Origin of the sequence: Thalassomonas actiniarum, assembly GCF_000948975.2 — a bacterium.
GTDB lineage: Bacteria > Pseudomonadota > Gammaproteobacteria > Enterobacterales > Alteromonadaceae > Thalassomonas > Thalassomonas actiniarum.
Genome location: NZ_CP059735.1, coordinates 2,892,456 through 2,911,915, shown reverse-complemented (window position 1 = coordinate 2,911,915; position 19,460 = coordinate 2,892,456). Strand labels below are relative to the sequence as shown.

General features: G+C 48.5%; 17 protein-coding genes. 7 read left to right on the top strand and 10 right to left on the bottom strand.

Annotated features, from left to right (window positions below; all coding sequences use genetic code 11):
• Positions 1–229: 229 nt before the first annotated feature.
• The 3 genes from SG35_RS12680 to SG35_RS12670 all read right to left on the bottom strand — a co-directional run bounded on the left by SG35_RS12680 (position 230) and on the right by SG35_RS12670 (position 3,534).
• A complete protein-coding gene (locus tag SG35_RS12680; protein WP_044833543.1) occupies positions 230–1,324 on the bottom strand; it encodes a DUF2855 family protein in 1,095 nt (364 codons plus the stop codon).
• 122 nt (positions 1,325–1,446) lie between these two features.
• Complete coding sequence (locus tag SG35_RS12675) at positions 1,447–1,644, bottom strand: DnrP protein (RefSeq protein ID WP_236702617.1); 198 nt, start codon at positions 1,642–1,644, stop codon at positions 1,447–1,449.
• 51 nt (positions 1,645–1,695) lie between these two features.
• A complete protein-coding gene (locus tag SG35_RS12670) occupies positions 1,696–3,534 on the bottom strand; it encodes a nitric oxide reductase activation protein NorD (protein ID WP_044833541.1) in 1,839 nt (612 codons plus the stop codon).
• A gap of 197 nt (positions 3,535–3,731) precedes the next feature.
• On the opposite strand from SG35_RS12670, the gene mltC reads away from it, so the two are divergent.
• Positions 3,732–4,913, top strand: coding sequence for a membrane-bound lytic murein transglycosylase MltC (gene mltC, locus SG35_RS12665; protein WP_044833540.1), 1,182 nt, complete (start codon positions 3,732–3,734; stop codon positions 4,911–4,913).
• Here mltC and SG35_RS12660 read toward each other — a convergent pair.
• Positions 4,904–5,353 (bottom strand): GFA family protein, encoded by a 450-nt coding sequence (locus SG35_RS12660; protein WP_044833539.1) that lies wholly within the window; start codon positions 5,351–5,353, stop codon positions 4,904–4,906. The two genes, mltC and SG35_RS12660, sit on opposite strands and share 10 nt — an antisense overlap.
• Before the next feature lie 289 nt (positions 5,354–5,642).
• Here SG35_RS12660 and SG35_RS12655 point away from each other — a divergent pair, with 289 nt between their 5' ends.
• Positions 5,643–6,485, top strand: a complete 843-nt coding sequence (locus tag SG35_RS12655; protein ID WP_053043112.1) for an SGNH/GDSL hydrolase family protein — start codon at positions 5,643–5,645, stop codon at positions 6,483–6,485.
• Positions 6,486–6,551: 66 nt separating this feature from the next.
• On the opposite strand, the gene SG35_RS12650 is transcribed toward SG35_RS12655, so the two are convergent.
• Both SG35_RS12650 and SG35_RS12645 read right to left on the bottom strand, forming a co-directional pair.
• Positions 6,552–7,034 carry a cupin domain-containing protein gene (locus SG35_RS12650; RefSeq protein ID WP_044833538.1) on the bottom strand — a complete coding sequence of 161 codons (483 nt, stop codon included), beginning with the start codon at positions 7,032–7,034 and terminating at the stop codon, positions 6,552–6,554.
• Between the two features lie 67 nt (positions 7,035–7,101).
• Complete coding sequence (locus SG35_RS12645) at positions 7,102–8,181, bottom strand: AI-2E family transporter (RefSeq protein WP_044833537.1); 1,080 nt, start codon at positions 8,179–8,181, stop codon at positions 7,102–7,104.
• 208 nt (positions 8,182–8,389) lie between these two features.
• Between SG35_RS12645 and SG35_RS12640 the strand changes: the two genes are divergently transcribed.
• A complete protein-coding gene (locus SG35_RS12640) occupies positions 8,390–9,319 on the top strand; it encodes a TIGR01777 family oxidoreductase (protein WP_044833536.1) in 930 nt (309 codons plus the stop codon).
• A gap of 104 nt (positions 9,320–9,423) precedes the next feature.
• Here SG35_RS12640 and SG35_RS12635 read toward each other — a convergent pair whose 3' ends face one another.
• Together SG35_RS12635 and SG35_RS12630 are read right to left on the bottom strand one after the other, a co-directional pair.
• Positions 9,424–11,994: an ABC transporter permease gene (locus SG35_RS12635; RefSeq protein WP_044833535.1), complete on the bottom strand. Its 2,571-nt coding sequence runs from the start codon at positions 11,992–11,994 to the stop codon at positions 9,424–9,426.
• Between the two features lie 30 nt (positions 11,995–12,024).
• Positions 12,025–12,732 carry an ABC transporter ATP-binding protein gene (locus tag SG35_RS12630; RefSeq protein WP_044833534.1) on the bottom strand — a complete coding sequence of 236 codons (708 nt, stop codon included), beginning with the start codon at positions 12,730–12,732 and terminating at the stop codon, positions 12,025–12,027.
• Here SG35_RS12630 and SG35_RS12625 point away from each other — a divergent pair.
• The 3 genes from SG35_RS12625 (at position 12,731) to SG35_RS12615 (ending at position 15,937) form a co-directional block, all read left to right on the top strand.
• Positions 12,731–13,360 carry an arylesterase gene (locus SG35_RS12625; protein ID WP_044833533.1) on the top strand — a complete coding sequence of 210 codons (630 nt, stop codon included), beginning with the start codon at positions 12,731–12,733 and terminating at the stop codon, positions 13,358–13,360. The genes SG35_RS12630 and SG35_RS12625 overlap by 2 nt on opposite strands.
• A gap of 112 nt (positions 13,361–13,472) precedes the next feature.
• A complete protein-coding gene (locus tag SG35_RS12620) occupies positions 13,473–15,071 on the top strand; it encodes a cation:proton antiporter family protein (protein ID WP_044833532.1) in 1,599 nt (532 codons plus the stop codon).
• Positions 15,072–15,409: 338 nt separating this feature from the next.
• On the top strand, positions 15,410–15,937 hold the full coding sequence (locus SG35_RS12615) for a DUF6795 domain-containing protein (RefSeq protein ID WP_044833531.1): 528 nt from the start codon (positions 15,410–15,412) through the stop codon (positions 15,935–15,937).
• 145 nt (positions 15,938–16,082) lie between these two features.
• Here the strand turns inward: SG35_RS12615 and recQ are convergent, their stop codons facing one another.
• Positions 16,083–17,885, bottom strand: a complete 1,803-nt coding sequence (gene recQ, locus SG35_RS12610; protein WP_044833530.1) for a DNA helicase RecQ — start codon at positions 17,883–17,885, stop codon at positions 16,083–16,085.
• A 163-nt stretch (positions 17,886–18,048) separates the two neighbouring features.
• Entirely contained in the window at positions 18,049–18,855 is an 807-nt protein-coding gene (locus tag SG35_RS12605) for a LytTR family DNA-binding domain-containing protein (RefSeq protein WP_053043111.1), read from the bottom strand.
• A 163-nt stretch (positions 18,856–19,018) separates the two neighbouring features.
• On the opposite strand from SG35_RS12605, the gene SG35_RS12600 reads away from it, so the two are divergent.
• On the top strand, positions 19,019–19,447 hold the full coding sequence (locus tag SG35_RS12600) for a DUF2141 domain-containing protein (RefSeq protein WP_152646663.1): 429 nt from the start codon (positions 19,019–19,021) through the stop codon (positions 19,445–19,447).
• Positions 19,448–19,460: the final 13 nt, after the last annotated feature.

Here is a 19,460-nt window from a genome sequence, read left to right as displayed (position 1 = left end):
AGAGCAAGCGCTAAAAAATTCATCTAAGATTTAAGCATTTTACCATGCTGGATTAAAGGTGTTGTTATAACCCGGGTCAAGTTGCAGCCCTTTATCAATGAAGAAGCAAAACTTACGGTGTATGCCGTGCAAGTTATCTATTGCCCGCACATTTTAGAAGAGTTTTTAGCTACGCTTAGGGTAAAGAAAGGGGGACTCCTTTATTTACCCTAAGCCGCTGATGTCCGTCTTATTGTTGCCACATGGAGATAATATGGCCGACATCGGCATTTGCCCGGCCACTCAGTATATCCTGATAAACGCTGTCTATCTCATCTTCGCCCCGGCTATAGGTTATCCCCAGTACGGATTGGGCAAATACCAGGTAACGCATCATCGCTTGTCCTAAAGATGTCATCAATTGCTCCCGCCCCCAGTCTTGCGATCTTTTTTGTATCTGGCTCGGGGCAAAAAAGAAAGTTGGTTTGGCGCCGGGTAAATCCCCCCCGGTAAATAAGGCATTATGATGGGTGGCCCCGATGCGACATGAATAGCGCAATTGCCTGTTAAAATGTTGATGGATTTGCTCGAGGATTTTGCCGCTGCCGGCCATATCCACCAAAATGGATGCTTTAGTGGTATCCAATGACGTTATTTCATCGTAACTAATCACCTGATCATAACAGCCTAAGCTTTCAACAAAGGCCTTGTTGGCCATTGAGGTAATGCCTATGGCCGGCAATTCGCCCCTTTCACGCACCGCAAAAGCCAGGGCTGTGCTGGTTTTACTGGAGGCACTGGTGATCAGATACTGGCTGGCAGCAAAATACTGATGATCGAACATAAAATCATCCACCAGCCAGGAAGTGGTAAACAATCCCCGCAACAGCATTTCGTAATCTTCGTTATCTTCACGGTAAAACGGATTAGCCTTTACCCGCTCAAAACTGGCGTAAACAGGGGCCAGCTCGGCTCTGTGCGGACTCACATCAACAAAACCAAAGGGGGTTATTTTACCGGCGGTTATTTTTACATGGCTGGCCATAGGCAGAAAACCCCACACCCGCTCTCCCACTTCGATCCCCCGGCAATTCGAGGCCATCACCTCGGCAAAGCCCATTGCAGGAATTCTGCCCCAGTTATCTTTTGCAGGGAAAAAGCGCCAATAGCCCAAACTGTCCCCGGTGAGGGCATAACTGATGTTATTGGCGGTCAAGGCAAATTTATCGACTTTGAGCAAGACCTGATCCGGCCCTAAAGCCTGATCAACATCTTGGCAAGTCACCCGGGTTTTCACCAACTGGGTTTTATCAACTTCAAATGTCCGTGTACTGATCACTGTCATAATAAACACTCCTTGTTTTATTTGTCCTGCTTAAAAAGTGAAAAGACCATAATTCATGGTTTTCCCTTCACTTGCAAGAACTTACAAGGAGTTACAAGCGCCTTTTGTTTTTTCCCGATCTTTTATCTTGGCAGATAAGCCATCATCACCAGGCAAAACAGCGCAATTAACGCAAACACTTTACTGAAAAAGCGCAGCCGGCTGTTTTTATTTTCCGGATGTTTTAACGCCAGCGGCATACCGCAATGGCCGCAGTTTTTTTTATCGATGGCATTTTGTGCCTGACAATATAAGCAAGGCACCGTATTTTCTGTATTCACATGACACACCTTATGATAAGTCTGCTTCATTTATTATGCTCACCCTTGTGCTTATTGTGCCGTCAGCTGGTGGTACAACTGGGGCAGGCGCACCGGCAGCTGTGAAGGTTTCATAATCACGGTAAAACCGCTGCTGCCGAAAATATACGGCAAATAATCCGCGGCGTCCTGATCTATGGTAATGCAAAAGGGTTTTATGCCCTGCTGCCTGGCTTCGAGGATCGCCTGGCGGCAGTCTTCGATACCAAAACGCCCTTCATAATGGTCGATATCGTTGGGCTTGCCGTCGGTGAGCATCAATAGCAGCTTTTGCGTCGATTGCTGTTCGATCAAAAGCTTACTTGCCTGGCGAACCGCTGCCCCCATACGGGTATAAAAGCCGGGTTTTAATGCCTGGATGCGTCCCCTGATCTGATTGCCGTAGTTTTCCCTGAAGTTTTTTAACACACTAAAGCGGACATTCGAGCGTTTCACCGAGGAAAAACCATACATGGCAAAATTATCGCCGCTTGACTGCAGCGCCTCGCCAAAGAGCAGTAAACTGTCTTTAACCACGTCAATAACCCGGTTATCGTCATCTAGATAGGCTTCGGTTGACATGGACAAGTCCGCCAGCAACAAACAGGATAAGTCGCGGAAGTTACCGCGAAAACTCTGATACAGTCCGCGATCTTCAGCTTTTGATGCCTGAGTTTGTACATAAAAATCAAGCCAGGCATTCATGTCGACCTCTTCCCCCTGGGGCTGGGATTTGAGCCAGTAGCGGACACTTTGCAATTGCTCAAACTGCGCCTGTATGGTCTTGGCAGTGTTTTGCAGATGCTTGGGCAAACCTTTAGGGCTCGCATCTCTTGGCAGCATGGGATGCAACAAACACCTGTCCGGTACCAGCTGATTGCTGCGATAATCCCATTCCGGCAATTTGCAGCCGGGGCCGAGGGGAATATCGTCTTCACTGGCAGAGGGCAGATCCAAATCCATTTTTATCGCCGAGCTTTTTTGTGTTTGCTGTCTGGACAAGGTAATTTTATCAAGATCTTGCGCCACGCGGTCATTATCTTCATCATCGCTGTCGTCAAGGCCGCGGTCCATTTTCGAAAATTCGCTCCAGCTAAATAAGCTCTCCAGGCGAAAAATCATCATGCCATCGCGGTTATTACCGGCATCGCTGCGTTCGGCTTTTTTACGGGTGTTGATTTGCTTTTCCTGTTTTGGCTTTTTGCTTTCCTGTTCGTCTTCATCGGCACTATTTTCCAGAAAAGGCGATGCCTGTGATGAAATAACTGAGGCCGGATACAGCCATAGCAATACCGCTTTCGGGGCATAATTGACCACAGGAAATGCTTTCACTGAACCGGGCTCCAATAAGGCACGGTTAATGGCAAGCTCCATTTCCCGTTCTTCCCGGGGTAATTTCCCCGGATCGCCGCGTTGGGCTACAAAAGTTTTTGCCAGGCGCTGGTACCTGGGTTTTAATCCCGGGTATTTTGTCAGCACATCCAGCACCAGCTGCTGGTTATCCAGCCCCCAGTGCTTAAAGCGGCCGTTGTGCTGCGCCGCCAGCACTGCCAGCCAGATATAAAGATCCCGGTTAAGCTCACTGTCGGGGAAAACTGCCAGCGATTCGGGCAGACGCAGGCTTTCATCGTCTTGCCAGGCCAGGCTGATTTGCTGGTTGGCGCCGGAAATTTTTTCCAGCAAAGAACGCCGCACCAGGTAATCCCGGCCACTCGCTGCTTCAACCCGTTTAACGCCTTCGCCGCCAAGGGCCCGAAATACCAGGGACACCGAGTGACTGATATCGGCAAACTTTACCCTGGCCTCTTGATATTCGGTCGACGCCTTGCGGGTAATAAACTTATGCCAGATTTCCCCTACCCATTCTTCCATCAGTACTTTTACCTGATTATGCTACCTGAAGGCATGCTAACAAAGGCGAAAAGCCCCCGCCGTGATTTGAATCAAGCTAAATCCCCTTATCGGTAAATTTCCTCTCCCTTTTACTTGTAAAAACGGTACAGACTTTATTTTTGTTGCCGGATATGAAAAAGTAAGGCCAGAGTTTTGCAGTATGGGATTGCTATTGGATGGATGTTACCCGCAGGTTTTCTTTCTCACCCCGCCTGGGCGTTATCTTGTTTTTCACTGTGCTGCTCTGCGCCTGCACGGTAACAGATCAGCAAAAACTTGCCCGGGCGATACTCTCGGACGATCCGAAAACACACCTTAAAGGTTACCTCCAGGGCAAGGGGAAAACCTACAGCCAGTCTCCCGGACAGCTAGTCAGCGATCTCAACACCTTAGATGCCAGCATTAAAGAATTCGCCGCCATCATCATCGCCATCTGGGGTAAAGACCATGCCGTCGTTGCCGGGCGAAAAAAGTTAGTGAAATACGGCCACGGCTATCATTCCAAGGCCGAGGTCGACTTTGCCAAAGGCCTGGTCAGTGTTGAAACCGTTGCCGCCGGCAAGCCCCTGGAACAGCTCAAACAGGCAATCGTCACCACTTTACTCACCGACGATAATCCGGCCCATATCGATTTGTTTTCCGACAAGGAGCCGATCATTTCCGGTAAACCCTATTTATTTAATCAGGTACTCGATCACGACGGCCAGGCTATCGCCTATTCCTGGCGCGCCAACCGCTTTGCCGACTACCTGATCAAACACAAATTGAAAAAAACCGTCAGGGGCAAACAAAAGATTTATGGTGTAGAAATCCCTATGGTGGGCTCTCACCATCAGCTGCGCAAACAAAAATACGCTCCTTATGTGCTGGCCGCCGCCAATAAATATCAAATAAAACCGGCATTGATTTATGCCATTATCGAAACCGAAAGCAGTTTTAACCCCTTTGCCGTCAGCCGCGCCAATGCCTACGGCCTGATGCAAATCGTGCCCGCCACCGCGGGCAAAGATGTTTATCAGAAGATCAAGAAAAAACCCGGCATGCCGGGCAAGCAAACCCTGTTCAGCGCCCGGGAAAATATCGACATCGGCACCGCCTATTTGCATATTTTATCCCAGCAATACCTGAAAAATATCCGCAACAGCCAGAGCCGGCATTTTGCCGTCATTTCCGCCTACAACGGCGGCGCCGGCAATGTTTTTAAAACCTTCAGCAGCAACCGGGACCATGCCAAAAGCCGGATCAATGCACTGCTGCCTGAAGAAGTTTACCGGCACTTAACCACAGGGCATCCCAAGAGTGAAAGCCGGCGTTACCTGCAAAAAGTCACCCGGGCGGAACAAAGCTATCAACTGTGATCTTCATCTGCCGGTATTGGTGTGCGAAAGCCACTGAACCTGGGCAAATCATCGCACAATGTTATCCAGGGCACTTGGGAGCGGGTAAAAATATGGGCATCCGGGGTTAAAGGCGCCCCGGAGTCTAAGGTGGCGATGGCAATCTCTACCGTGGACGCTTCCTCGTTATAACGGGAAATGAATGCCATACTGGCGCCACAGCAATTACAGAATTGCCTGATGCTGCCGTTTTCTGCCCGGTAGCTGGTTAAATGCTCCTGGCCGCTGAGCCAATGAAGGTGTTCTTTTTCAACTTCGGCAAACGTAGAAAAAGCCGCACCATGGAATTTTTGACACATAGTGCAATGACAATGGGCGATCACGGGTAAAAACTCGCTCACCTGATATTGCACCTGTCCGCATAAACAACTGCCGGTATAATTTCCTTTTTCCTCAGACATTTTCCCTCCTTTGGCTTAGCTGGCAATAGCTGTGCCCAGGCAAAAGTATGATCAGCTTAAGGCAATAATACCAGTAATATCCTCAGGGAAAACTCCTATCTTGACGACATCAAGATATAACAAAAAGTTAACACGTTCATGATGGTTAGATCGATTTGTTCTAATTGTCAGGGTATCCACATGTGAAACAAAACGATATCTTGATAGCAGATCCCAGGGAAGGTTTCATAAAAAGCCTTGGGATAAGGGTGTTTTATTTTTAACATTAACTTAGTACCAGGAATATTTTATGTTGAAGTTTTCATACTTAAAATCGGTCAAACGTCTCTTTTCTTCAGTTTTTATCACCATGTCATTTTTATCTTCTGCGGCATGGGCAGATCATAAATCAACCGAGGCACCATTGCTGATCATCGGCGCCTCTTATGCAAATGCAACTACCCCGTTTTTCAGTGATTTACAGGCCCCTTTAGCGGGCACGGCGGTCAATTTGGGCACTTATCTGTCTCTTGGCAATGCCCTGGTAAGGGAAAGAAGCCTTTCGGGACATGTCATTAACGAAGCCCAGGCGGGCGCCACCAGTTTTACCCGCCTCGGCTGTTATCCGGGACCTGAATGCGTCGGCCCCGGCTGGGACAGTTACGATACCCAGTTTCAAAAAGCCCTGGCCCGGGTATCCTCAGGGGATAACGTCAATGCCAATTACCTGGTGATCGTGAAGGGCAACGACTGCATGCATCCCGATGCCTTCGGTATTGCCATGGAACTCACCATGGAATGCAGTGAAGATCAGATGAATGCCTCTATTGACAATCTCATTGCCGTCGGCAAAAAGGCGCTGGAAAAAGGCATCACCCCGATTTACGGCTATACCCCAGCTTATGAAAATTTAGAGCTGGAGCTTTTCCGTACCGCCCTGGGCTGGCCCTGGATCATAGGTGAAGAGAGCTACAATGCTTACCGGGACCTCTACCGCACCAGGCTGGAAAGCGAAATGCCAGGCGCTATTGTCCTTGATTTCTGGAAAGGTTTCGAACATATGGGCGACGGTCTGCACCCCAGCAGAAAAACCGTGACCCGTGCCGCCAAACGTATCGCCAGGGCGATCAAGCGTCACCAAAGAGCGTTATAAGCGCTAACAGCTAAACGCAGGCATTGGCTATCCCTTCCAATGCCTGCCCATGTCAGCTTTCCTTTACTACTTTTTCTCCCCCGCCACCGGCGTTTCGATCGCAGCAATATCCACCAGGTTCCACTGACAGCCTTTATTGCGAAAAATACGCTTTTGCAAATCCGGATAATCGGCAACATCATGTTCCAAGCGCTGGCCGACCACGATACACCTTAACAGTTGATCACCGGTATTTTTCAGGCTATGGGCCAGGCCCCCCGCCCGGTAACCGATAAAATCACCAGCCTTTACCCGGCTGATATCATCACCGATCCTCGCTTCAGCTTCTCCGGCAAGAATATATACGCATTCTTCTTCAAAAAAATGCTGATGAAACTCGGTGGACTCAAATCCCGGCCGGATCTCAATAATATGAAAACCTATGCCGTTTAAGCCGGTAAGATCGCCCAGGGATTTATTGCGGCGCACCGCTTTGTTATTGAGAAAATGTGTTTTCTCAATCCCGGGATAGTCGTCAATTTCTTCTTTGGTGACGATATACTTGTCCATCAACAGCACTCCTTACATTCAAATATCCATCAAGGCAAGATCTGTATTTATCAGGTAAGCGTCAGCACTAAGCCTTCTGCCCGGCTTCATTTTCCGGCTCATTCCCGCTTTCATTCCCAGACTCATTCCCAGACAAGAGCACAGCCAGCCAGCGGCCTTCCGACGAACTTTCCAGGGCGATTTTTACTATCATGGTTAAAGGCACAGACAATAACATGCCTACCGTGCCCAACAGCCAGCCCCAAAAGATTAACGATAGGAATACCACTAAGGTAGACAGGCCCAGGCCTCTTCCCAGGTATCTGGGCTCTACCGCATTGCCCATCACGGTATTGATCATCAGATAACCTAAACCGATAAGCCCGGCACTGCCCGGTCCGAGCTGCAATACCGCCAAAGACATCGCCGGTACCGCCGCAATGATAGAGCCGATATTGGGAATATAATTAAGCAAAAATGCCAGCACGCCCCACAGCAGGAAAAAGTCCAGGCCAAAGGCCCACAACATCACGGAAACGCAGACCCCGGTGGCAATACTGACCAGGGTTTTAATCGCAATATAATGGTTCACCGAAGAAAGGAACTTATCGATTTGCTTCAGGCGCATTTCGGGATCGTCCAACGCCAGATGCAACTTTTTCGGGATACCTGAGGCTTCAAACAACATAAAAACCACCGTCATGATGATCAAAAACATATTGGCCATCACGCCTCCCAGGCCGCTGAGCATATCCGCCGCCAGGCTCATGGCCGCCCCCGGGTCAAAATACTCCACCAGCACCGCAGAGGAAATCTGAATATTGTAGTTGGCGAGTTTTTCCGTTACCCAGATAAACTGGTCTTTGAGCTGCGCCCGGTATTCAGGCAACAACAGGGATAACTCATTCAGGGATTTCCCTACCAGGCCTGCCAGGGAAAGGGCGACGGTGACAAAAATCAGGATCACCAAGAGTACGGAAATCACATTGGGGATTTTGTATTTGCTGGCTTTTGCCACCAGGGGATTGCAGATGATGGCGATAAAGACCGACAATAAAAACGGTACTAAAATATTCGCCGCGGTTTTAATGCCCGCAAGAATAATAAAAAGAGCGGCGGTCACCAAAAGCGCCTTAACGGCACTACTGTTTTTGCTGGTTAATCCCATAAATAAACTTTTCTTTTGTTCTTGATTTTAAAGCCCAAACTATACGCTAAAATGCCTTAAAAGCCGTAATAAATTTTGATAATTAATTCATGGTATTGCACATTTTTTACCCAGCAGGCCCAAGCTTTGTCATAAATTAAAAAGATTAAGCCCGCAGGCAAACAAAATAGACTAAGCTCGATACTAAAACAGGCAAAGGTGCAATGATATGAATATCCTGATCACCGGGGGCACCGGCTTAATCGGCCGGCATTTTATTAACAAATATTTGCATCAACATCACTTTACCGTCCTGAGCCGGCAAATTCATCCACCATCGCTCAGCAACCAATTGCCAGGAGGTGCAAAAGAACACCAGGATAAAAAAGACATTGTCTTGATCCAGCATTTACAGGGCTTTGAGAACCTGGATGCCTTTGATGCGGTGATCAACCTGCAAGGGGAATCGCTGGCAGATAGCCGCTGGAGTGAAAAGCAAAAACAACGCTTGTGTCAAAGCCGCTGGCAGGTTACCGAACAGCTTGCACAATTGATCAACCAATCCGCCTCCCCGCCGGAGGTTTTCCTTTCCGGCTCTGCCATCGGCTATTATGGCCGCCAGCAAGCATTAGATATAGATGAAGATTTTGCTGATTGTTATCCGGAGTTCAGCCACGAATTATGCCGGACCTGGGAAGAAAAAGCCCTGCTGTGCCGGGAAAAGACCCGGGTTTGCCTGCTGCGTACCGGTATTGTCTTAAGCAAAAATGGCGGGGCCTTAGCAAAAATGCTGCCGCCCTTTTCTTTCGGACTGGGCGGGCCGATTGCCGATGGCGCTCAGTTTATGCCCTGGATACATATAGACGACTACTGCCAGGCGCTGAACTACCTGCTGCAACAAGAGAACATTTCCCAAGCGGTAAACTTGACCGCGCCAACACCGGTCAGCAATAAGGAGTTTAGCCAGACACTGGCAAGCCAACTAGGCCGCCCCTGCTTTATGCCTATGCCGGGCCCGGTATTAAAACTCTTGATAGGGGAAATGGCTGAACTCTTGATCCACGGCCAGCATGTAGTACCGAAAAAACTGCTTGATGCCGGTTTCGCCTTTGAGTACCCGACACTAGCACAGGCATTAACGCAGTTGCTGGCCAAATAACGGCAAAAAAGCAAGCCGGGTATGTTCGCAAAGAATAAAGGCTTGTTGCAGCAAGCCTTTATTTATTCGGTTACCGGACCAGTAATATAGTCAGGCGATGCAAATTACATGGTCCGCCGGATCAGGGTCACACTTGACATATTAAGCAAGCGCCAACAGCTGAGCATGCCCACCAAGCCGACAAAAAGGCCACCGGACACGATCCCCAGCCCCCAGTATTGAAAGTGCAAACTGGCGCTCATATCAAATACCCGGGTTTGTAAAAAGTACACGGCGATCTCCATGGCAATACTGGCCATAAAACCGGCAATCGCTCCCAGGGCGACAAATTCGAACAAGACACTGTTCCTCAGTAAGGCGCCTTTTGCTCCCAAGGTTCTTAAAATAGCCACTTCACGCTCGCGCTCTTCCATGCTGGCCTGTACCTGCGCCACCAAGACCAGGGAGCCTGCGATCACCACCAGTACCAGGATAAACTCCACCGCCAGCGATACCTGTTCGATCACGCTGTGCAGCTGACCTATCATGGCATCGACATCTATCATGGAAATGGTCGGATGCTGCGTCATAAAGTCTTGCAGGGCTTGATCTTTTTCATCGGGTATATACAGCGATGAAATATAGGTGGCAGGAAAATCTGCCAGCACGCCCGGGCTGAAGATCATAAAGAAGTTCGGCTGCATCGACTGCCAGTTCACTTCGCGGATACTGGTAACAGGCACAGTGAAAAACTCACTGCCGAGCTGGAAGGTCAAAGTATCGCCGATTTTAAGCTCCAAGCGCTCGGCCAACCCGTGCTCAACCGAGACCTGGGGCTGCCCACTTGATTCAGCACCCGACTCGCTCCACCAACTGCCGTCAATGATGTTATTTTCCTTCGGCAACTGCTCGCGCCAGGTCAGGTTAAGCTCTCGGCCGACACCGCGCCTGCCGTTATCCGACGCCTTATCTTCTTCCTTGGTGACTTTTTGCGCGACTTTTTCTTCATTAATCGCAGTTAGCCGTCCCCGTACCACGGGATATAAACCGCTGGTTTTTAAACCGTGTTTGGCAACAAAGTCATCTACCTGGGTCACTTCCGGCCCGCTGACATTGATCAAAAAGCGGTTCGGCGCATCCTGGGGTAATTGCTGCTGCCATTCGCTCAGCAAAGCGCTGCGGATCACCACAATCAATAACAACAACTTAATCGCTATGGTAAAGCTTACCAGCTGAACACTGTTTTCTTTTGCCCGTCGTTTTAAATTCGCCATCGCCAGATGCCAGGATTTACCCGCCTGGGTACCGGCAACCCGGCCTGCACTCATCAGGCCGCGGCCAAAGAGCACCAGAATACCCGCCACCAGAATGCCGCCGATAAGCAAGGCAAAACTTAACAGCAAATCTTTGCTGAACATAAACAGCAGGGTAAACAGCGCCGCCAGCGGTAAAAGATACTGGCCGCCTTGTTGTACTCTCTGTTTAAAGGAAAGCGAACTGCCATTATCAGCACCGCTTTCCTGTTGGGAAAAACCGCGGATCACCGACAAAGCCGGTGTCGCCACCAGATGTTTTAACGGCGTCACCGCAAAGGCAATGGCGCAAATCAGCCCGGTGACACAGGAAATGACCAGCGGATACCAGCTAAAGACAAAATCGTTTACCGGCAAAAAGTCCTTCACCGCATATAAGCCGCCCTGCAATAAGGCATAGCCCAGGACGATACCGACAAAAATGCCGAAAAGACTCAGCAGCCCCCAATGCAGGCAATAGAGTTTCTGGATATGGGCCATAGACGCCCCCATGGCCTTAAACACCGCCACCATAGGTTGGTGCCTGTGGCTGTAACGGCGACTGGCGACTGCGACCGCAACGGCGGCGAGGATAATACCCAGCATACTGGCCAGGGAGAGATACTTTTCCGCGCGGTTAAGGGCATTGGCGAGCGGCGATTGCCGTGACTGGATATCGTACCAGCGCTGGGTTTCGTTCACTTGCGGTTTGATCCAGGCCTCAAATGCTTCAACCGCATCATTGTCGCCGGCAAATAAATACTTATAAGTGAGGCGACTGGCCGGCTGTATCAGCTGGGTTTTGCCGATATCCGACTCATTTAAAATAATCGCCGGGCCATTGGTAAAGACGCTGAAACTGGCATCGGGAATTTGCTCGATAATGCCGTCAAGCACAAAACTGCTGACACCTATTTCTATGGTATCCCCCATAGTCAAATCCAGCGCGGATAAGACTTTCTTCTCCACCCAGACCTTGCCGGCCTCAGGCGCGTTACGGCGCTGGTTAACTAACTTGTGCTGCGGGAAAGAGATCAGCAGCTCGCCTCTAAGCGGATAAGCATCGGAAACCGCCTTAAGTTGTGCCAGCTGCATCTTGTCGCCGGCAAACACCATGGACGACATTAATACTTGCTTGGCATTATCAAGGCCGAGCTGCTCGCTTTTGTCGATAATCGCCGGGGCTATCTCGCGGCTGGTTTGCAGCACCCGATCTGAGGCAATAAAGCTGGTGCTTTTATTGAGCAAAGCCTGTTGTATCTGCCCGGAAAATCCCGACAGGGAAAATACCGTGGCCACCGCCAGCACAATCGCCAGGCAAATAATGGTGAGATCACCCCGGCGTAGTTCATGCAGCAGTAAACGTTTTGATTGCCTGAACCAGACAGCATTAAAAATATTCATAGGTCATTGTTTTCCTATTAAAAGCCCGGTCTAACCGACATTGGCAATGTTAGTAACTTCTTCAATAAGCTGTCCGCTCTCCATCACCACCCGGCGCTGGCACTTATCCGCCAGTTTAGGATCATGGGTCACCAGCACCAAGGTAGTGCCAAATTGCTGGTTCAGGTTAAACAGCAACTCGGTGATATGCTCGCCGGTACGGGTATCCAAGTTGCCTGTGGGCTCATCGGCAAATAAAATATCCGGCTTGGAAATAAAGGCGCGGGCAATGGCGACCCTTTGCTGCTCACCGCCGGATAACTGGGAAGGGAAATGATCAATGCGATCTCCTAAGCCCACCTGCTCAAGCAAAGCTTTAGCGCTTTCCCTGGCATTTGCCATATTGGCCAGCTCGGCGGGCAACATCACGTTTTCAAGCGCGGTCAAACTGTTAACTAAAAGAAACTGCTGGAAAATAAATCCCACGTGCTCTGCTCGTACCTGACTGCGCTGCTCTTCATTTAGCTGGTGCAAACCATGGTTTTTAAGATAAACTGCACCTGACGAGGGGAGGTCCAGTCCGGCAAGCAAGGATAATAAGGTGGTTTTACCTGAGCCGGAGGAACCGACAATCGCCAGTGTTTCACCTGCATTAACTTCAAGATTTATCTCGAGTAACAGATCCAGGTTTTTATTTTCCAAGGCAACTGACTTGGCTAACGCATCGGCTTTAAGGATAATTTCGGAATTTAACTTCATGATAAAAAATACTTTTTTTACTTTGTTAATGTTTTGCTTGCTAACCCTAAGTGCTCAGGTTAAAGCGGCTAACTCTATTGTATTACTAGGTGATAGTCTCAGTGCAAGCTATGGAATGCAACAAAATGAAGGCTGGGTCAGTTTACTTAATCAAACCCTCAACGAGCAAAATGCCCCCTTTATGATCACTAATGCTAGCATAAGCGGCGAGACCACAGCAGGCGGTTTATCTCGCCTGCCGGGCATTTTATCGAAAGAAAAAGTCGATTATCTGCTAATAGAACTCGGCGGCAATGACGGCCTGCGCGGCTTTCCCCCCAAGCTGATAAAAAACAACTTGTTACAAATAATCCGGCTGGCCAAGGAAAAAGATATTCCGGTGGCGATCATGAATATCCGTATTCCCCCCAATTACGGCCCCAGATATAACCAGTTATTTACCGATACCTTCACCCAGGTCGCCGAACAGGAAAATATTCCGTTATTGCAGTTTTTTATGGAAGAGATAGCCACCAACCCGAAACTGATGCAGGCGGACGGCATTCACCCGAACCAGGCGGCGCAGCCGTTAATCGTCGAGGTGATGCATAAACAGCTGAACCAGTTACTGCTAAAGAAAAGCAAATGAAAACAAAGACAAGCTAAACACAAATAACGACTAGCAATTTTACACTACCTACAACTTAACACTAGCAACAACTTTTTGCTTTTCATGGCAAATTGAACAACTTGAGGGCCAAATGGAATTTATCTGGATACTTTTTGCGTTTATTTGCGGCCTGGCATCAAAGTCGGTGTCGCTGCCCCCTTCTATCGGCTACCTGTTTGCCGGTTTTTTACTGCATTTCCTCGGCTTCCAGGCGGATGACAATCTCCAGGCTCTGGCAGATTTAGGCATCACCTTGATGTTATTTACGATCGGGTTGAAACTAAACGTCAAAGACTTATTCAAACCGGAAATCTGGCTCGCCAGTTTAAGCCATACCCTGATTTGGGTGGTGACGGTTGCCGTACTCTCCAAATTGCTGATCATGGGGGCCGTGGCCTACTTTGCCGATCTCGACTTCACCACCGCCGCCTTGATCGCTTTTGCTTTGAGTTTCAGCAGCACGGTTTGCGTCGTCAAGCTGTTGGAAGAGCAAGGGGAAATGAAAACCCGCCACGGCAAACTCGCCATCGGCATCCTGGTGATGCAGGATATCGTCGCGGTGATCTTTTTAGTGCTGGCTACGGGAAAAACCCCCTCCATATGGGCTCCGGCGCTGTTAGTTTTGGTGCTGCTGCGTCCGCTGCTCAGCCGGGTGATCAGTCACGCCGGTCACGGCGAGTTAATGCCTTTGGGAGGCTTTTTCCTGGCGCTGGGCAGTTATGAATTGTTTGAACTGGTAAATATCAAAGGTGATCTCGGCGCCCTGCTTATAGGCATGTTGCTGGCCACGCACCCTAAAGCAACGGAAATCTCTAAGTCGCTGCTGAGTTTTAAAGATATCTTTTTAATCGGCTTCTTCCTGACCATAGGCTTTACCGCCCTGCCCGACTGGCAAATGCTGGGGCTGGCCTCAGCACTGGCACTGTTGTTGCCGGTCAAATTTGTGCTGTTTTTCCTGCTGCTGTGCGCACTGAAAATTCGCTGCCGGACCGCCTATTTAAGTGCCCTGGGGTTAAGCAATTACAGTGAATTTGGCCTGATCGTCACCGCTATCAGCGTCAAGGCCGGCTGGTTGGCCAACGAGTGGCTGGTGATCCTGGCACTGGCGGTGTCAATCTCTTTTGTCCTCACCAATGTGCTGTACCGCTTTTCCCATATTATCTTTGCCCGCCATAAAGATTTCCTGAGAAAATTCGAGCGCAGCACCCGCCTGCCCGAAGACGTATTTGAACAGCCCGAGGATGCTCCTGTCATCGTTATCGGCATGGGCCGGGTTGGTATGGGGGCCTACCAGGCATTATCCACCCACGGCAATACCCGGGTTTGGGGAATGGATGCCGACAAGGAAAAAATAAAACAGATCAGCAAAAAAGGCATGCAGGCCTGTTACGGCGACGGGGAAGATGCTTTTTTCTGGGAAAATATCGACCTGAGCAAGATCCATTTAATCCTGCTGGCCCTGCCTTCGGTACAGGACAGTAAAAGCATTGCCAGCCAGTTAAAAACCGCCAACTACCAGGGGCAAATTGCCGCCATCGCCCGCTATGACGATGAACGGGAAGAATTGATTGAGTACGGCATAGACAAAGTCTTTAACTTCTATACCGAAGCCGGGGTCGGTTTCGCCGAAGAAAGTTTCGCCATGTTGCCGCAAGCTTACCCCGAGCCCATGGGGAGTACAGCCAGCTAAAGCACATTTCCGTTATCTTTGCGCTAAGCTGCTCACAGCTATGGCATTGACGCAAAGATAACGGGCCTTCCCTTATACTCCAAAAGGCCAATGCCTGATAATCCCCCTCCCCGTCATTTTATCGAATCAGCTTTTATAAAAAGCTATTGAATAAATGATAAAGCCAACCATACTAAATTTTCAGCTTGGGAAATTTCTGTAAAGCAATTATCAGCAAAAGCGATACTTTTGGTTAGAGCAAACAATTTCCAGCAGCATAAATCCAGCTCTGGAATATCAAAAATTTCCCCTTATATGCTCAGGTAAACAAAACTTCTCTTCACCAAGGAGGCCGAGCCATGTTTGGACTGTTTAAACGCCACGATGTTGAATTGTCAGCCGAGGTACGCGGCTGTATTACCGATAATGGTAAACCTGTCGCCGGAATAGAGGTGGTTCGTAGGCTGATGTATGAAGGCTATGAAGACGGGAAAGAGCAAGTTACCTATGCATCAACCGATAGTGAAGGTCAATTCTCATTCGAGAAAAAAGTGATTAAATCACGTATGCCCGGGCGTATGTTTGGGGCAAGCGTGCCTGTTTTACAATCTATCTATATCGAAAAAGATAACCCTGAAGATCAGGATGATCATTATTATTTCCTTTGGTCGACAAGTAAAAGCTGGCGTTCGATTGCCCCGCTTTCTGCACTGATGCTCAAGCTCAATGGCGACTTACAAAATAAAGCAGTTCACCATGAAATCAATACCCAAGATTATGGTGGGCGGCAGAGGCAGCCCATCATTTCAATATGTCATTGGCAGGGAGAACTGATTTCGACCTATTTTAATAATGAGTTAATAGCTTCCTATGATGAAATAAGCTGACTTTTCATCAATGATCGTTTTCACTGAATGAACATCCATGTAGAGTTTTGTTTTCTCTAATAAAAATAATTTACCCTCACCTGCCAGCATGCAATCAAATCTGACCGATATTTATACTTTTATCGAATGAACCAAGGCTATTCTTTTATTGTTGATTATGCTCGGCAATAACCGCCAAAAACTGCTCGCCGTACTTATCTAATTTACTGACCCCGACACCGCTGATGTTTAACAGCTGCTCCCTATTCTCAGGGCGGATACTGATCATTTCCATCATAGTACTGTCATGAAAAACCGTATAAGCGGGAACACCATGCTCATCCGCCAGCTGTTTCCTTAACGCCCTGAGCGCTTCCCATAAGGGCTGGGCATATTCAGGAACAGCTGCTGATTTTGATGCTTTTTTCTTTTTCATCTTTCCGGTGTTATCTTTGCGCAGTTCAATGCTTTGTTCGCCGCGCAATAAAGGGCGGCATTTCTCCGTCAGCTTAAAGGCGCCGAAACTATCCATATCGGCATATATATAACCGCGCGACACTAACTGGCGGAACACAGAATGCCACTGATTGCTTTCCAGCTCACTCCCTATGGCATAAGTACTCAGTGTTTGGTGATGAAATTGCTGCACTTTGGCCGTGCTTTTCCCCAGAAGCACATCGATAAGGTGATTAACGCCGAAACGTTGCCCGGTGCGGTAGACACAGCTCAACGCCTTACGTGCCGCCTCGGTGCCGTCCCAGGTTTGCACCGGGGTAATACAGGTATCGCAATTGCCGCAGGGCCGGTGCAAATGTTCATTAAAATAAGCCAATAAGGTTTGCCTGCGGCAGGTGGTAATTTCACAAAGCCCTAACATGGCATCTAAACGCTGGCGTTCAATGCGCTTTTGCATGTCGGGGGCTTCGGATCTGTCCAGCATCTGTTTGAGCTTGATCACATCCTGCAAGCCATAAACCATCCAGGCAGTCGCCGCCTGGCCGTCACGCCCTGCCCGCCCGGTTTCCTGATAATAAGACTCTATGCTTTTTGGCAAGTCGAGATGGGCAACAAAACGGACATCGGGTTTATCTATGCCCATGCCAAAAGCGATGGTGGCGACGATAATAATGCCGTCTTCCCGTAAAAAACGGTTTTGATGCTGCTCTTTCACCTGTGGTGCTAACCCGGCATGATAAGGCAAGGCCTGTAACCCCTGCTGGCATAACCAGCTGGCGGTTTCTTCGGTTTTTTTGCGGGACAGGCAATAAACAATACCGGCGTCATGTTCATGCTCGCTGCGGATAAAGCTTAATAACTGCTGGCGGCCATTATGCTTTTGATGGATGCGATACTGGATATTCGGCCGGTCAAACCCGGCGATAAAATGCCTGGCCTGATCAAGCTGCAGTCTTTCGCTGATTTCCTGATGGGTGCGGGGATCCGCCGTCGCCGTTAAGGCGATGCGCGGCACCGAAGGAAATTGCTGGTGTAATAACGACAACTCTAGATAATCTGCCCGAAAGTCATGCCCCCACTGCGAAACACAATGGGCTTCATCAATGGCAAATAAGGCAATAGAGCATTGCTGCAGCATGGACAAGGTTCTGGGCTGGGTTAAACGCTCGGGGGCAATATAAAGTAGCTCTAATTCCCCCTGAAAAAGCGCCTGCTCAACCGCTAAAGCCTGATTGTTATCCAGCGTTGAATTTAAAAAACCGGCATTAATGCCCAGCTGGGTCAGTGCATTCACCTGGTCCTGCATTAAGGCAATCAGCGGTGAAATAACAATGGCACACCCCGGGCGGATCAGTGCAGGTATTTGATAACAAAGAGACTTACCGCCACCTGTCGGCATTAATACCAGGGCATCGCCACCATTAATCACAGTGTCAATGACTTCATCCTGGGGGCTTCTAAATTCGGGGTAACCAAAAACGGTATTGAGTACCGACAGGGCTGCTTTATTCATCAGGGAGGCAGTTTTGTAAATAGTGTAAAAGTTTTAGCATGTGCTTTGTTTTTTTGCTAATGATTGCTTGTGCAAACATAGATTATCTTTTATTGAAGACGCGCTTTGATGCTGAGCAGACAAAAACATTATCAGCAGCAACAACACCTTAATTAACAAGCTCTCAGAGCAAGTTCCTCGCTTTCAGCTGCGGCAGATACGTTCTGGAGACAGGCACCAGCAAATCATTGCTCAGCCTTAACGACACTTTGCGCTCCTGCTTAACACTTTCACGAATGGCTTCTTCTGCCACCCACCAGGATCTGTGGGTCTGCAGCCCCGGGTAATGAACCAAGTCTTCTAAAGCATCTTTTAAACGCATCAACAACATGTGATGCCCTTTATCGGTATGTACCTTAAGGTAATGATCATCCATTTCCAGACACAACAAGGTGCCGCGTTTATCTTTTGGCAACTTAGCCATAAAGTTAACGCTGGTCTCCTGCTCCTGCTGAATTTGCTTTTGCTGCGCTAGTTGCTCGTTTTGGTGCTTAATGTAGTGCTTAAACAGTTTTACCAAGGTGATGATCACACCAATTAAAAAGGTTTTTGGAAAGAGAATGGGGATATCGGCAAGATAATCGGCACGACCGCCCAGATATAACCAGCTGATAAAAGTGATCACAAAACACATCAAAAATCCGCCGACGACCGACAACAGCAATAATCCCGCCCAGACAGGCAAAGGAAAACGCTGCAAATATTTAGTCCCGAAAAAGAACAAGGGTGAATAAAGCAAATGCCCAACAAAACAGGCGGTCACCCAAAAGGCAATGTTGCTGCCCAGGGCAATTTTGTTCATACCAAAAGGCGCCAGCAAAGCTAAAACTACGCCTGCTATCAGTAAAACCAGGCAATCCGTTTTGATTGTCTTTTTATTAAACAACTCACTTTCTATATGATATTTAAGGAAAAATTCACGAATCGTCAATGGTACTTCAACCTTTACTGTGCTTTTTACGAAAAAATGGCGCGGTTCACGTAATCTGCCTTGGCGATCACATCGCCCTATTTTAAAGTTTTTTCAACGCCAGGCAATGGCTTGTTATTCACCTTAAGTGATTTATACGAAAAACATAAAAAGGAGTACTTTTATGATTAAAACAATAAACACATTATTCATCACAGGCGCATTCACCCTGAGCAGCTTTTTTGCCCACAGTGCCAATATCCAGCTGGAGATCACCGGGATAAAAAATGACCAGGGGAAACTCTATATTCAGCTATTTCATGGCGAAGAAAATTATAACCAGGGCAAAGCCGAGCTGGCCACTATGACCAAAGCAAAATCAGGCAATGCCACCCTGATCTTTCAGGATGTCGACAGCGGTGAATACGCACTGCGCTTTTATCACGATGAAAATAACAACGGCAAACTCGACAGCAATCTTTTTGGCATACCCACCGAAGGTTACGGATTTTCCAACAATGCCATGCCAAATTTTGGCCCGGCAAAATATCAGGAAATGAAATTTCAGGTAAACGGCGGTGACCTCAAGCTCTCCAGCAAAGTCATTTATTAATCACAGCCACTAT